The organism is Vogesella urethralis, assembly GCF_007644045.2.
GTDB lineage: Bacteria > Pseudomonadota > Gammaproteobacteria > Burkholderiales > Chromobacteriaceae > Vogesella > Vogesella urethralis.
The window spans coordinates 1-13175 of record NZ_VMDW02000061.1; the positions used below are offsets into that span (position 1 = coordinate 1).

At 59.3% G+C, this 13175-nt stretch carries 12 protein-coding genes and 3 tRNA genes; 3 read left to right on the forward strand and 12 right to left on the reverse strand.

Features of this window, described 5'->3' with window-relative positions; all coding sequences use genetic code 11:
- The first annotated feature begins 119 nt into the window (after window positions 1-119).
- Window positions 120-413, forward strand: coding sequence for an ATP-binding domain-containing protein (locus FLQ03_RS04715; RefSeq protein WP_144372809.1), 294 nt, complete (start codon window positions 120-122; stop codon window positions 411-413).
- Window positions 414-635: 222 nt separating this feature from the next.
- Here FLQ03_RS04715 and FLQ03_RS04720 read toward each other — a convergent pair whose 3' ends face one another.
- On the reverse strand, window positions 636-1304 hold the full coding sequence (locus tag FLQ03_RS04720) for a hypothetical protein (protein ID WP_144372810.1): 669 nt from the start codon (window positions 1302-1304) through the stop codon (window positions 636-638).
- A gap of 564 nt (window positions 1305-1868) precedes the next feature.
- Between FLQ03_RS04720 and FLQ03_RS04725 the strand changes: the two genes are divergently transcribed.
- Window positions 1869-2447, forward strand: a complete 579-nt coding sequence (locus FLQ03_RS04725) for a hypothetical protein (RefSeq protein WP_144372811.1) — start codon at window positions 1869-1871, stop codon at window positions 2445-2447.
- 38 nt (window positions 2448-2485) lie between these two features.
- On the opposite strand, the gene FLQ03_RS04730 is transcribed toward FLQ03_RS04725, so the two are convergent.
- The 10 genes from FLQ03_RS04730 to FLQ03_RS04775 all read right to left on the reverse strand — a co-directional run bounded on the left by FLQ03_RS04730 (window position 2486) and on the right by FLQ03_RS04775 (window position 10629).
- Window positions 2486-3643, reverse strand: a complete 1158-nt coding sequence (locus FLQ03_RS04730; protein WP_144372812.1) for a tyrosine-type recombinase/integrase — start codon at window positions 3641-3643, stop codon at window positions 2486-2488.
- Between the two features lie 108 nt (window positions 3644-3751).
- Window positions 3752-3835: transfer RNA gene (locus tag FLQ03_RS04735), tRNA-Leu, on the reverse strand.
- Between the two features lie 116 nt (window positions 3836-3951).
- Window positions 3952-5235: an acetyl-CoA C-acetyltransferase gene (locus FLQ03_RS04740; protein ID WP_144372813.1), complete on the reverse strand. Its 1284-nt coding sequence runs from the start codon at window positions 5233-5235 to the stop codon at window positions 3952-3954.
- Window positions 5236-5406: 171 nt separating this feature from the next.
- Window positions 5407-5871 (reverse strand): RrF2 family transcriptional regulator, encoded by a 465-nt coding sequence (locus tag FLQ03_RS04745; RefSeq protein ID WP_144372814.1) that lies wholly within the window; start codon window positions 5869-5871, stop codon window positions 5407-5409.
- Window positions 5872-5951: 80 nt separating this feature from the next.
- Window positions 5952-7163, reverse strand: coding sequence for an NO-inducible flavohemoprotein (gene hmpA, locus FLQ03_RS04750; RefSeq protein WP_144372815.1), 1212 nt, complete (start codon window positions 7161-7163; stop codon window positions 5952-5954).
- Between the two features lie 329 nt (window positions 7164-7492).
- Window positions 7493-7566: transfer RNA gene (locus FLQ03_RS04755), tRNA-Cys, on the reverse strand.
- 50 nt (window positions 7567-7616) lie between these two features.
- Window positions 7617-7692, reverse strand: a tRNA-Gly gene (locus FLQ03_RS04760).
- Between the two features lie 97 nt (window positions 7693-7789).
- Window positions 7790-8371, reverse strand: a complete 582-nt coding sequence (gene pgsA, locus FLQ03_RS04765; protein ID WP_144372816.1) for a CDP-diacylglycerol--glycerol-3-phosphate 3-phosphatidyltransferase — start codon at window positions 8369-8371, stop codon at window positions 7790-7792.
- 17 nt (window positions 8372-8388) lie between these two features.
- Window positions 8389-10194: an excinuclease ABC subunit UvrC gene (gene uvrC / locus FLQ03_RS04770; RefSeq protein ID WP_144372817.1), complete on the reverse strand. Its 1806-nt coding sequence runs from the start codon at window positions 10192-10194 to the stop codon at window positions 8389-8391.
- Window positions 10195-10629: a DUF4124 domain-containing protein gene (locus tag FLQ03_RS04775; protein WP_144372818.1), complete on the reverse strand. Its 435-nt coding sequence runs from the start codon at window positions 10627-10629 to the stop codon at window positions 10195-10197.
- 137 nt (window positions 10630-10766) lie between these two features.
- Between FLQ03_RS04775 and guaB the strand changes: the two genes are divergently transcribed.
- Window positions 10767-12230, forward strand: a complete 1464-nt coding sequence (gene guaB / locus FLQ03_RS04780) for an IMP dehydrogenase (protein WP_144372819.1) — start codon at window positions 10767-10769, stop codon at window positions 12228-12230.
- Between the two features lie 78 nt (window positions 12231-12308).
- On the opposite strand, the gene FLQ03_RS04785 is transcribed toward guaB, so the two are convergent.
- The gene (locus tag FLQ03_RS04785) at window positions 12309-13154 is read right to left on the reverse strand and encodes an AraC family transcriptional regulator (protein ID WP_144372820.1); all 846 of its coding nucleotides are present in this window, start codon (window positions 13152-13154) and stop codon (window positions 12309-12311) included.
- Between the last annotated feature and the right edge of the window lie 21 nt (window positions 13155-13175).

A 13175-nucleotide genomic window follows, 5' to 3' on the forward strand; every position in this document is an offset into this window, starting at 1 on the left:
AATTACTGGCGGAGAAATCAGGTAAATTAGCCTTGGACTCTAAAGCGTAGTGCTACTGAGATTGGGGGGACGTCGGTAAAACGCTACCTAACGCAGTTCTCGCACGCACTCAAGCACAGTTGAACTTCATCCAGCGCCGCTTTGTTCTTGAGAACCTCCCCGCATTACAGGGCATCGAGTTCAAGACAATCCACGCATCGAAGGGACTCGAATACCACAACGTTGCTATCGCGTGCGGTTCACGCTCTGAGCGTGAAGAGTCTGACGACTTCCCGAACCTTTCATATGTCGCGATTACTCGCGCCGAGAATGATCTTATGATTACGTCTCAAGGTGCATTTCCGCAAATCATCGAGAACGCTCTTGAGCACTGCAAAGCATTCCAGAACTTACCCGCACCCAGCGTCAATTAGTATTGGTGGGCTACGTTGAAAGAGAATGACAGCCCGCCCGCCTGCCATCCCTTGCCAGCCGGACGGACTGCCATTGTCTGAAACGGTCCACACCTAACAAAAAAAGCCCCGCTAGATGCGGGGCTTGGAATTAAGCTTAATTCAGTTTTGGTCTATTGACTGTCGGGAATCATTCGGGAAAATGAAACAGCCTGAACACTTTCTTGATCTCACCTTGATTGATTAAGTCTTACCGCTATTACGCAAGAGCATTAACTTTCCGTTTAGTGCATCTAGCTTATTTGCTTCGTAAAGCATTTTTTGGCAAATATTAGTTTCACCGTGAATCAAGATTTTGTTGCAATGCTTAACCAGAGTTGAGCATTGCATTAAGAATTTCTCAGAATCTCTCACGTTTAAAGCAACAAGAACTCCCAAAGTATAGACACCATTTTTTCGTTTCTTCACCGCAAACATGTCAAATTCTTTTAATTCTTCGTCTACCATGAATAATGCAAATTGCCCCATAACTTCGAAATCATTTTTAGCTAAGTTGCGGGCTACTTCGCTAATACAGCGTTTTCTATCAATAGTGGACATGACAGACAGATGCCCGCCATATCTTGCAAATGCTCCAATTCCCTGTTCGTTCAAGTCATCGTTGCAACGTCTTGCCCCTGACTCTTGCAGATAATACCAGTACCCGAAGCGGCTTTGTTTCCTACCAACTTGCTTAAGCGTCATCAACCTAGCAAGCGTTCTGTTTGCCATATTCAATGCTGACGCATCACTGCCTGCGTTTTTAAACGGAATAGCCGCCACATCTTTAGCCATCAATATCCCGAACCTTGCAATCGCTTCCAAGGTTCGCAGTTCATTCTGAACCGCTTTGTCATTCGTGTTCGTTGTCATTTTGTTCACTCCAAACGGTGTTTATCGTGAACAGTGTAGCTATCGGGCTTACAACGTCTCTGACGTTGTAGCCACCTGTCTAGCCCCCCTGTTAAGCTCATTGTAATGAGCTTAACAACGTCAAAAGCATTCGGCACAGCCCCTAAAAACAGCCCGCTAGGGCGGTCTAACGGGGCTTTTCGGGCTGGACGCCCTCAACCTCACCACAAGCAGCCGCCCCCCAGCTCACGCTGGGGCAACCCCCCTCAATTCCCCCGTCTTTGCCCTTTCTTTTTGATACTCAAAAAGTAGGGAACCCGCGCCGGTTGACCGCTCCCTTTGACGTTGTCCAAGGTTCACTATTGAGGGGGGTTGCCCCACCGCTCCGCGTGGGGGCGGGGGTTTCACCCCCGTGCCCCTGCCAGCCGCTGGGGCGGCTTCTGGTGCGCTGTTCAGCGCACGCAGCACGGTGCACGGCTCCCCCACGGTGGGGCACTGGGGTGCCCCACTGGCTAGGCTGAACGCCTAGCCACCCTTCGGGCTTTTATGCTATCGTCTCTCTTACGGATTATTTGAAAGATATATATGCTTCTCTGGATTGCATTATTTTCTCTTGGCTTTTTCTTTGGCTATATTTTTAAGCTTGTTTTTCCGTACGTTTTTATTTATCTGACCACTGCCGAGATCCTTAATATCGCTGGAACCTGGCTATCAAGCATAGGCACTATAGCTGCCGTTCTCGCCACTGTTCGCTATGCCAATAAATCTATAAACTCAATGATTCCCTCTTTAGAAATAAAGCCACGTCTTGAATTAAAACGAGGTCAATTCATTGATGATATCGTGTTGCAATTGGAATTTATGAATAAATCGCAAGCACCTGTACAGCTACAATCTGTATTGCTAAAGGATGGAAACTATACTTTAGAAGAATTGACAGAGTCTTTTAAATCTTCAACCGATCGCCAAACTTTTCAAAATCCTCTTCTTTTTTTAGGCCAGTCATCTCAAGTTAATTTTAAATTCCAACCCTTTTCAGCCTCTCTTTTAATTAGTAAAAACAGTGATGTAAAAATAATAGTTGTCGCTAGCGGAAAGACATACTCTCTTCCATTCCCTATGAAGCATTATATTGCCCTGGAAAATAGACAGCAAAAAGGCTAGGGACGCAACCCTAGCCTTTTCCCCGCCTCTATCTTTAACTACTTCCTAGCCTTGAATACTTGCATTGCTAGTTCAATCTGATCACGGGTTAAACCTTTCTTCTTAAGCTCATCTCGCATAGCCGCTTCTGCTTGTGTCTCTGCCACCTTATCTAGCGTATTTCTTAGATTTTGAGACGTCGCCAAAGCTTGATCATATATTTCTAAAGCTGCTGTGGTTCCATGTCCTGTCTGCTTCTTTATCGACATAATGGGCACTTCGCTTTCGATCAACCTACTGACAAACTCCCGCCTCATCGCATGCGCGTGAAAATCATCTTTCAGCACACCATTGGCCTTTAGCGTCTTGACACTTTGAGTGTAATTAAACGCTTTCCATTCACCTGTTTTTTTACTTAGCGTAGAAAATAGATAATCTGACTTGCCGTCTGTCTTATGCTTGTTATGCTTTATCTGGTCAGCTACTAAATCACACGCAGGTTCTACCAAGTGAGCTTTCCGCCAGTCTCCGTTTTTTGTATCCTCAAAGAGAACACTCCGGTCTTGTAAGTCTACGTTCTTCCACTTCGCACTGGCCAGCTCCCCAGGTCTGCACCCCACATGGAACAAGAGCATCATAAAGCGGCAATGTTCGTGCAGTTCCCACCCTCTTTTGTCGCTTAACCATGTCTCAAGCTCCCCTATTTCATCCTCCCCCACACGTCGCCGCCTGACATCCGTTTTAGGGCGTTTCCTTATCCCCCTAGATGGATTTCCTGAGCTAATCCCTATGTCTTCGGCAAACTTGCATAGCGTCGAGAACAGGGCAAGCTCAAGGCGCAGGGATGTGCCGGAAGGCACTTTGCCTGTCCTGCCTGACTTCTCTTTTGACCGTTTTGCCAGATACTCGCTAATGATGGCTTTGGAGGCTGTCAGCTGCTTCATCTCCAGCTTACCCAACTCACGCAAGAGTGGCCCACTCCTGACTTTTTCAGTCTGCTGCGTTGATGGCTTCTTGCTGTTGAATTCCAAGCTCTGCAGGTAGCGTTCCCAGACGTCCGCCAAGGTCTTAGCGGTCTCTCTTGGTTTAACTCTACCTAGAGCTACTGCCTCCGCTTGAGTCGCTTCTTTCTTCGTGTCAAAGACCTTATCCAGCTTTAAGTCTTTCCGCCTGATCTGTACTCGCCACTTACCGCTAGCCAGTTGTGTGATAGCCACAGCGCATACTCCGTGTGCAATTCATGTGCAATCATTTTGCACACTGAACACTCTGAACAGCAACAAAAAAAGGCCCCCAGCGATGCTGAGAGCCTTGATTTACTTGACTGGTGCCCCGGACCGGAATCGAACCGGTACGCTAAAAGCGAGGGATTTTAAGTCCCTTGTGTCTACCAATTTCACCACCGGGGCACAGACAGGGTGCGGATTCTAGCCGAAAGCGGGCCTTGCGGCAATGCCGGCGGCGTGGGCTGCGGCCAACCCGGGCTGCGCTGGCCACCCTGCCCTGCGCTAAATCGCGTCACCGCTTAGCGTTCCAGAATGGCGGTAACGCCCTGGCCGCCGGCGGCGCAGATGCTGATCAGGCCACGGCCGCTGCCTTTTTCGGCCAGCAGTTTGGCCAGCGTGGCCACCACCCGGCCGCCGGTGGCGGCAAACGGGTGGCCGGCGGCGATGGAGCTGCCGTTTACGTTGAGGCGGTTGCGGTCGATGCTGCCCAGCGCGGCGAGCAGGCCCAGCTTATTGCGGCAGAAGTCGTCGGACTCCCACGCCGCCAGCGTGCACAGCACCACGGCGGCGAAGGCTTCGTGGATTTCGTAGAAGTCGAAATCCTGCAGCGTCAGGCCGTGCTTTTGCAGCATGCGCGGGATGGCGTAGGCCGGCGCCATCAGTAGGCCTTCGCGTTCGTCGATGTAGTCGACGGCGGCCACTTCGCCGGCGGTGATGTAGGCCAGGATGGGCAGGTTGTGGGCGCGGGCCCAGTCTTCGCTGGCCAGCAGTACGGCGGAGGCGCCGTCGGTCAGCGGCGAGGCGTTGGCCGCGGTGATGGTGCCGCCGTTGCGGGCAAAGGCCGGCGCGAGCTTGGCCATTTTGTCCAGGCTGCTATCGGGGCGCAGGTTGTTGTCGCGCTGCAGGCCGTGGTAGGGCATGACCAGGTCGTCGAAGAAGCCGCGGTCGTAGGCGGCGGCCAGCTTCTGGTGGCTGGCCTGCGCCAGCGCGTCTTGTGCCTCGCGGGTAATACCGTAGCGCTGGGCGGTGATTTCGGCGTGCTGGCCCATGCTCTTGCCGGTGCGCGGCTCGGCGTTGGCCGGCAGCTCGGGCTTGAGGTTGGCCGGGTTCAGCAGGCGTGGCAGCAGCTTGAGCTTGTCGGCGGTGCTGCGAGCGGCGTTGATGTCCATCAGCGCGCGCTGTAGGCCCCGGCTGACGGCTACCGGCGCGTCGGAGGTGGTGTCGGTACCGCAGGCGATGCCGGCATCGATCTGGCCCAGCGCGATCTTGTTGGCCACCAAAATGGTGGCTTCCAGCCCGGTGCCGCAGGCTTGCTGGATGTCGTAGGCCGGGGTGTGGGGGTGCAGGCCGCTGGACAGTACGCATTCGCGCACCATGTTCCAGTCGCGGGCGTGTTTCATCACCGCACCGCCCACCACTTCGCCAAGCAGCTGGCCTTGCAGGCCGCATTTTTCCACCAGGCCTTTGAGGGTATCGGTGAGCATGGTGCGGTTGGACAGCTGGCTGTAGGCGGTGCCGGAGCGGGCGAAGGGGATGCGGTTGGCGCCGACAATGGCGACTTTGCGCGGGGTACCGTGCAGCATGGGAAATTCCTCGTGTTGGTGTGGGCGGGGGGCTCTGCGGCCCTTGCCGGCTGCCGTGGCGGCAGCGCTGGCCCACAGTTAAACACGCGTTTGAATTTGCCTCAAGCCCCGTGCATGGCCAGGGCCTGGCTGGCCGCGCCACCTTTTATAGCGTAGCCGGTAGCCACGCGCTTAGCTGTCGCCAGCTGGCGACAGGCCGGCGCTACCCAGCCGGTGCAGGATGGCAATGGCCTGGCCGGTGGGCTGCGCTACCACGTCGGCCAGCGTGTAGCGGTCCAGCACGGTAAAGAAGGCGGCCAGCGCCTCGTCCAGCACGCCTTTCAGCCGGCACTGGCCGCGCAGCGCACAGGGCGGCTCGGCGCAATCGATCAGCACCGTGACCTGCTCCAGCTGGCGGATTACCTGCCCCAGCCGGTACTGATCGGCCGGCATGGCCAGCGCCAGGCCGCCCCCCTTGCCGCGCGTGGTGGCCAGCCAGCCTTGCTGCGCCATGGCGTGCACCACCTTCATCAGGTGATTGCGCGAGATGGCAAAGCGTTCGGCGATTTCGGCGATAGTGACGGGCTGTTCGCGCTGCGGGTAGCTGAGGTACATCAGGACGCGCAGGCCCAGGTCGGTAAACTGGGTAAGTTGCATAACGGTAGGCGGCGTGGAAACAGTGCGCAGCATACGCTGCCCGCTGCCGGCTGACAAAACCCGGCGGCGGGCAAGGCCGCTTAGCCCAGGCCGTTACCGCCAGTGCCGAAGGCCTCGGCGTGGATGTTGGCCGCAGGCACACCCAGCGCCAGCAGGCTGGCCTGCTGCGCCTGCATGAAGGCCAGCGGGCCGCACAGGTAGTAATGCGCAGCCGGCAGCACGTTGGCCGCAGTCAGTTGCATGCGGCCAACGTGGCTGGCCTGTGCGGCGTGGGCTGGCAAGCTGTCGGCCTGCTCGTACCACAGTGCCAGCTGCAACTGCGGGTATTCGGCCGCCAGATTGGCCAGGTGCGCGCCAAAAGCCTGTACCGACGGGCTGCGGCACGCGTGCAGAAACTGCACCTCGCGCGGCTGGCCGGCCTGCAGCAGCGCGTCCAGCATGGCCATCATCGGGGTAATGCCGACGCCGGCGCTGATCAGTACCACCGGCGTGTCGGCGGCGGTATCCAGCCAGAAGTCGCCCATCGGCGGCGCCACGTCGATCAGCGCGCCCTCTTCTACCGTATCGTGCAGCACATTGGACACCATGCCGGCCGGGCGGTCAGCACCCGCCGCTTCGCGCTTGACCGAAATGCGCAGGGCGCTGCCACCCGGTGCCGACGACAGGCTGTACTGGCGCGGCTGCATGATGCCCAGCTGCGGCACCGCCACGCGCACGGTAACGTACTGACCAGGCAACCACGCCGGCAAGCTGCCGCCATCGGCCGGCTGCAGGTAAAACGACGTGATCTCGCTGCTTTCCGCCACCTTGCGTACCACACGGCAGGCGCGCCATCCGCTCCAGCCCCCCGCCTGCGTGGCGGCCTGCTGGTACAGCGCCGCTTCTTCGGCAATCAGCAGGTCGGCCAGTTGGCCGTAGGCCGCGCCCCAGGCAGCCAATAACGCGTCATCGGCCGTGTCGCCCAGCACTTCGGCAATGGACGCCAGCAAGTGGCGGCCAACGACGGGGTAATGCTCGGCGCGAATGCCCAGGCTTGCGTGCTTGTTGGCCACCAGCGTCAGTACCGGCGCCAGCACCGACGGGTTGTCGATATGCTCGGCGTAGGCAGCCACCGCCATCGCCAGCGCTTGCTGCTGGCTGCCAGCCTGCTGGTGGCCCTGGTTGAATAGCTGCTTCAGCTCCGGATTGTGCTGGAACATGCGGGCATAAAAATGACGGGTAAGCGCAACCCCGTGGGTTTTGAGTACCGGCGCGGTGGCTTTGACGAGTTGACGGGTGGCGAGATCCAGCATGGCGAGCTCCAATAGATGAACACAAAATACATCTTTAAGGGTAAAAAACCGGCGCCACTACCAAACGGGCGCCTGCGACATTAAGATGTGCAAAATATACATCTTTTAGATTGGCAATACAAGCACCCAATACACAGCCAGAGACAGGCTCCTTCCCCGCCGCATTTGCCCGAAAGCCCACCGCGGCCATGTAACACGGGCGTGGCAGCCCATCGCCGGCACGCAGCGAGGCCCTGGCAACGCTCCGATGACAACATCGGGCCAGACGATCATTTGGGGAGAGTGAAATGAGAAAAGCCCGACAGATCATTGATCTATCGGGCTTTATCTGGAGGCGCGGTCCGGAGTCGAACCGGACTGACCGGATTTGCAATCCGGGGCATAACCGCTTTGCTACCGCGCCAAAACTTGATTGCCTGAAGGGTAACACATTCAAACAATTTGAACAATCTGTGGAGCGGGAAACGAGGCTCGAACTCGCGACCTCAACCTTGGCAAGGTTGCGCTCTACCAACTGAGCTATTCCCGCATAAAACTTGGTTTTTCTCAGAACTTCGCGGCGTCTTGTTTTCGCTGCGTCGTTAAGAGAAGGCGAATTATAATGATCTTTTCGGGGGTGTCAACACTCAAACATCAATTTTTTTGCCTGAAAATTCACGCGCCGCCATCTGCAAGTAATAAACCATTGACCACAAAGTCAAAATGACAGCGACAACCATAAACAATTTTCCGGCGATCATGGTATCCAGCCCCGGCAGCAGCGGGCCGGCGTACAGCAGCAACAGAATGGCCACCATCTGGGCCGCCGTTTTCAGCTTACCGATATAGGCCACCGCCACGCTGCCACGGCGCCCCATTTCGGCCATCCACTCGCGCAGCGCCGAAATGGCGATCTCGCGGCCGATGATGATCATCGCCATCCAGCCTTCCAGACGGCCCAGCTCCACCAGCAGGATCAGCGCGGCCGCCACAATCAGCTTGTCGGCTACCGGGTCCAGAAAGGCACCAAAGGCCGAGGTTTGCCCCAGGCGGCGTGCCAGGTAGCCATCCAGCCAGTCGGTGGCGGCAGCCAGGCCGAAGATGAAAGCGCCCAGGCTGTTCCGATGGTGCTGTAGCAGCACGCTGTCCGGCAGGAAAAAGACCGCCACACAGACGGGGATAAGGGCTACGCGCAGCCAGGTCAACAGGATGGGGAGGTTAAAGGGCATGAGTCGGCTCTGTAGTGCTAGTGCAGGGCATTATGGATTTTTTCGGCCAGCGCGCGGCTGATACCGTCTACTTGCGCCAGGTCGTCGATACTGGCAGCCACCACGCCGCGCAGCCCGCCAAAACGGGTGAGCAGCCGCTGCCGGCGCGTGGGGCCCACGCCCGGGATGTCTTCCAGTGTGGAGGTGGTACGCGCCTTGGCGCGCCGCGCACGGTGGCCGGTAATGGCGAAGCGGTGCGCTTCGTCACGAACGGTTTGAATCAGGTGCAGGGCGGCGTGGTCGTGCGGCAATTGTAGCGTCTTTTGCAGATGCGGCACGATCAGCGTTTCCAGGCCGGGTTTGCGCTCTTCGCCCTTGGCGACGCCGACGATGGGTACGTCGACGCCCACTTCGGCCAGCACGTCCAGTGCCACCCCCACCTGCCCCTTGCCACCGTCGATCAGCAGCACGTCGGGCAAGCGGCCGTCTTCTGCGGCCAGGCGGCTGTAGCGGCGGGTCAGCGCCTCACGCATGGCGGCGTAGTCATCGCCGGCGGCGGCAGTTTCAATATTGAAGCGACGGTACTCCGATGGCTGCATGCCGCCACGGTCGTACACCACGCAGGACGCCACGGTGGCTTCCCCCAGCGTATGGCTGATATCGAAGCACTCCAGCCGCGCCACCTGCTCCACTTCCATCAGTTCGGCCAGTGCGGCCAACCTGCCCTGCTGGCTGGCGGCGCTCAGCAAGCGCTGTTCGATAGCCAGCGTGGCGTTCTTTTCGGCCATTTCCAGCCACACGCGCCGCTCGCCGATGGGGTTGCCCACAAACGCCAGCCGCTTGTCGGCCTGCTCCACCAGCGCCGCTTGCAGCTCTGGCGCCACCTGTTCGTTATGAATGATGACGGCGGGCAGGCTGGCACCCAGATAATGCTGCGCCAGGAAGGCTTCCAGGTTGGCCGCAGCGCTGCTGTCGTCGGCATTTTGCGGGAAGAAGCTCTTGTCGCCCAGGTGGCGACCGCCGCGAATCATCACCAGGTTGACGCACACCAGCCCGCCACGGCACACGATGGCGACGACGTCGGCGTCCAGCTGGCTGGTATTGCTGCTGATGAACTGTTTTTCCTGCACCCGCGCCAGCGCCTGGATCTGGTCGCGCAGCTCGGCTGCCTGCTCGAAGGCCAGCGCCTCGGACGCCGCCAGCATGCGTTCGGTGAGGGTATCGATCAGCTCGTTATGCTTGCCTTGCAGAAAGGAGACGGCGCCACGCACGTCTTCGCGGTAGGCTTCGGCACTGATCTCGCCGGTACAGGGGCCGGAGCAGCGCTTGATCTGGAATAAAAGGCACGGCCGCGAGCGGTTGGCAAACACGCTGTCTTCACAGGTGCGCAGCCGGAACACCTTCTGCAGGATCTGGATGCTTTCGCGCACCGCGTAGCCGTTGGGGTACGGGCCAAAATACTGGTGCGGTTTTTTGGGTTCGCCACGAAAGTACGCCAGCTGCGGCCAGGCGTGGCCCGACATCATCAGATAGGGGTAAGACTTGTCGTCGCGGAACAGGATGTTGTACTTGGGGGCCAGCGCCTTGATCAGGTTGTTTTCCAGGATCAGCGCTTCGGCCTCGCTGCGTACCACGGTGGTTTCGATGCTGGCGATCTGCGCCACCATCAACTGGATGCGGGGGCTGAGATCGTTCTTCTGGAAATACGAGCTGACGCGCTTCTTGAGGTCGATGGCCTTGCCGACATAAAGCACATTGCCCGAGGCATCGAACATGCGATACACCCCGGGCAGATTGGGCAAGCTGGCCAGTACCGGCCGGTAATCAAACGGGCTTGGCTGCATTTACTTGCTACACCAGATACGCACTTCCTCGCGCGCTCGCTTCAGCATGTCCTCGCGCCGGGCGTCGGGCTTGCTGCCGGCGCGGTCCAGCGCCGCCAGGTTAGCCTGTGCGGTCTGGCAGTTTTGCTGCTTAACGTCCTGGTTGTGCTTTTCAATACGCTCGTTCAGGTTCTTGATGTCGGCATCCAGATTACCGCTGCTGCCACCGACGCCACCGGCAGCCGGCGCGCCCAGCGGTGCCGACGCGGCGCGTGCCGCACTGCTGCCGCCCGGGTAGACCTTGATCTTGTCCACTTTCATGCCGGGCTTTTGTGCCGGCGGCGGCTGGTCGGAAAACACGGTGCGCCCGCTGGCATCTACCCACTTATACACTTCTGCGTGCGCCAGGGAGCAGGCTGCCAGCAACAGCAGCGCTATCACTTTGTCTTTTTTCATAAAAACCGTCTGTCAGTCCATGCTGCAGGCCACTTTATACACCGAGGCACAGCCGCAGGCAAAAGCGGCGCATCCGGTTTTGCACTTGCGCGGCCAGATCGGTATAATGCGTTTTTGCCGCCTAAGGAAACGCCAAGATGCGCATCATCGAGAAAGCCTATACTTTCGACGACGTTCTCCTCGTCCCGGCCCATTCTGCTGTACTGCCGCGCGACGTTGCCCTCCACACCCGCCTCACCCGCAATATCACCCTGAATCTGCCGCTGGTATCCGCTGCCATGGATACGGTTACCGAATCTCGCCTGGCCATTGCCATGGCGCAGGAAGGCGGTATCGGCATCATTCACAAGAACATGAGTGCCGAAAAACAGGCGCTGGAAGTGTCCAAGGTGAAACGCCATGAAAGCGGTGTGGTAAAAGACCCGATCACCATCGCCCCGGACATGCTGGTACGCGACTTGGTACTGCTGACCCGCCAGCACAAGATCTCCGGCCTGCCGGTGATCCAGGATGGCAAGGTAGTCGGCATCGTCACCAACCGCGACCTGCGCTTCGAAACCCGCCTTGACCAGCCGGTTTCCAGCATCATGACCCCGCGCGAACGCCTGGTTACCGTCAAGGAAGGCGCCAGCATCGAAGAAGCCCGCGAACTGATGCACACCCACCGCCTGGAGCGTGTGCTGGTGGTGAACGACGCGTTCGAGCTGCAGGGCCTGATCACCGTCAAGGACATCATCAAGACCAGCGAACACCCGAACGCCAACAAAGACAGCCAAGGCCGTCTGCGCGTGGGTGCTGCCGTGGGTACCGGTGCCGATACCGACGAGCGCGTCAAAGCGCTGGTGGCCGCCGGCGTGGACGTGATCGTGGTGGATACCGCCCACGGCCACAGCCAGGGTGTACTGGACCGCGTGAAGTGGGTGAAAGAAACCTACCCGCACGTTGACGTGATCGGCGGCAACATTGCCACTGCCGAAGCTGCCCTGGCCCTGGTGGCCGCCGGCGCCGACGGCGTGAAAGTGGGCATCGGCCCCGGCTCCATCTGCACCACCCGTATCGTGGCCGGTGTCGGTGTACCGCAGCTGACCGCCATCCACAACGTGTCCGAAGCGCTGAAAGGCACCGGCGTACCGATGATCGCCGACGGCGGCATCCGCTACTCCGGCGACATCTCCAAGGCCCTGGCTGCCGGCGGTAACGCCGTGATGCTGGGCGGTATGTTTGCCGGTACCGAGGAAGCCCCGGGCGAAGTGGAACTGTACCAGGGCCGTTCGTACAAATCGTACCGCGGCATGGGTAGCCTGGGTGCGATGAGCCAGGGTTCGGCCGACCGCTACTTCCAGGACAGCTCCAACGCTGCCGACAAGTTCGTGCCGGAAGGCATCGAAGGTCGCGTACCGTACAAGGGCCCGATCGCCCAGGTGATCCACCAGCTGATCGGCGGCCTGCGTTCGTCGATGGGCTACCTGGGTTGCCCGAGCATCGACGTGCTGCACGAAAAAGCCGGCTTCGTGGAAATCACCTCCGCCGGCATGCGCGAATCGCACGTGCACGACGTACAGATCACCAAAGAAGCCCCCAACTACAACGCCGGCCGCTAAGCCGCGCCAAGGTTGGCCGCACAAAACCCCGCAGCACGCTGCGGGGTTTTTCTTTTGCTCCGGCCTGCCTGCACCGTGCTACACCAGCGGCGCCCAGATCTCGGTCAGCAGGTCTTTCGGCGCCGTATCCTGCGGCGAATTCAGGTACGCCTCCACGCACGGCCGGTCGGCCAGCTGCTCGCCACTCGCCGGCAGCCACACACCATACAACCAGCCGTAAGCCTGCTCCAGCTCGCAGTACGGGCCGCGATGGCAGATCACCACATAGCGGCCGGCCTCGATACGCCACGCTTCCAGCCCGGCCGGCAGGCTGACATCGGGCGGCAGCGTCAGGCAGGCGGCCGAACGCAGCTGTTCGGCCGGCACCGCGCGCGGGTCGTCCAGATAGATGCCGTACCAGCGGCTCTCAGGCCCCAGCCACGGGCGGGCGATGGCGCCCAGGCGCTCGAAGGCCTGGCCGATCTGCATGTAATCGCCGTGGTGCGGCAACGCCGCCAGCTGGATGGCGTGGTTCAGGGTGCGGAATTCGGGGGTGTACATGGCGTTCTCCAAACAGGACAAGTATTGCAGGCGCTGGACACAGTGCTGACGATAGCGACCCGGCGGCATGCCGTACGCCTGGCGGAAGGCGCGCACGAAAGCGGCGGCGCTGCCGTAACCTGCCCGCTGCGCCACCTGCAGCAGCGGCGAGCCAGGCTGACGCCGCAGCGCCAGTGCGGCCAACTGCAGGCGCAGGCGCTGCCGGGTATCGCTGACGCTCTCCCCCATCACCGCCACATAGGTACGGTGAAAGTGATACGGCGAAAAGTGCGCCATGTCGGCCAGCACCGCCAGCGGCGTTTCCTGCTGCGGGTGCTGCCACAGGTAGTGCACCACCCGCAGCACGCGCTGCACGTGACGCTGGTAAGTGTCGCGGCTCGTCATCTGTATCCTCCTGTGCGTACA

What these genes read in the sequence shown, in the direction of transcription:
- uvrC (WP_144372817.1), bottom strand. Translation starts at nt 10,194, where the DNA reads ATGCAGCCAAGCCCGTTTGATTACCGGCCGGTACTGGCCAGCTTGCCC.
- FLQ03_RS04740 (WP_144372813.1), bottom strand. Translation starts at nt 5,235, where the DNA reads ATGCTGCACGGTACCCCGCGCAAAGTCGCCATTGTCGGCGCCAACCGC.
- FLQ03_RS04720 (WP_144372810.1), bottom strand. Translation starts at nt 1,304, where the DNA reads ATGACAACGAACACGAATGACAAAGCGGTTCAGAATGAACTGCGAACC.
- FLQ03_RS04745 (WP_144372814.1), bottom strand. Translation starts at nt 5,871, where the DNA reads ATGCAACTTACCCAGTTTACCGACCTGGGCCTGCGCGTCCTGATGTAC.
- hmpA (WP_144372815.1), bottom strand. Translation starts at nt 7,163, where the DNA reads ATGCTGGATCTCGCCACCCGTCAACTCGTCAAAGCCACCGCGCCGGTA.
- pgsA (WP_144372816.1), bottom strand. Translation starts at nt 8,371, where the DNA reads ATGCCCTTTAACCTCCCCATCCTGTTGACCTGGCTGCGCGTAGCCCTT.
- FLQ03_RS04775 (WP_144372818.1), bottom strand. Translation starts at nt 10,629, where the DNA reads ATGAAAAAAGACAAAGTGATAGCGCTGCTGTTGCTGGCAGCCTGCTCC.
- guaB (WP_144372819.1), top strand. Translation starts at nt 10,767, where the DNA reads ATGCGCATCATCGAGAAAGCCTATACTTTCGACGACGTTCTCCTCGTC.
- FLQ03_RS04725 (WP_144372811.1), top strand. Translation starts at nt 1,869, where the DNA reads ATGCTTCTCTGGATTGCATTATTTTCTCTTGGCTTTTTCTTTGGCTAT.
- FLQ03_RS04785 (WP_144372820.1), bottom strand. Translation starts at nt 13,154, where the DNA reads ATGACGAGCCGCGACACTTACCAGCGTCACGTGCAGCGCGTGCTGCGG.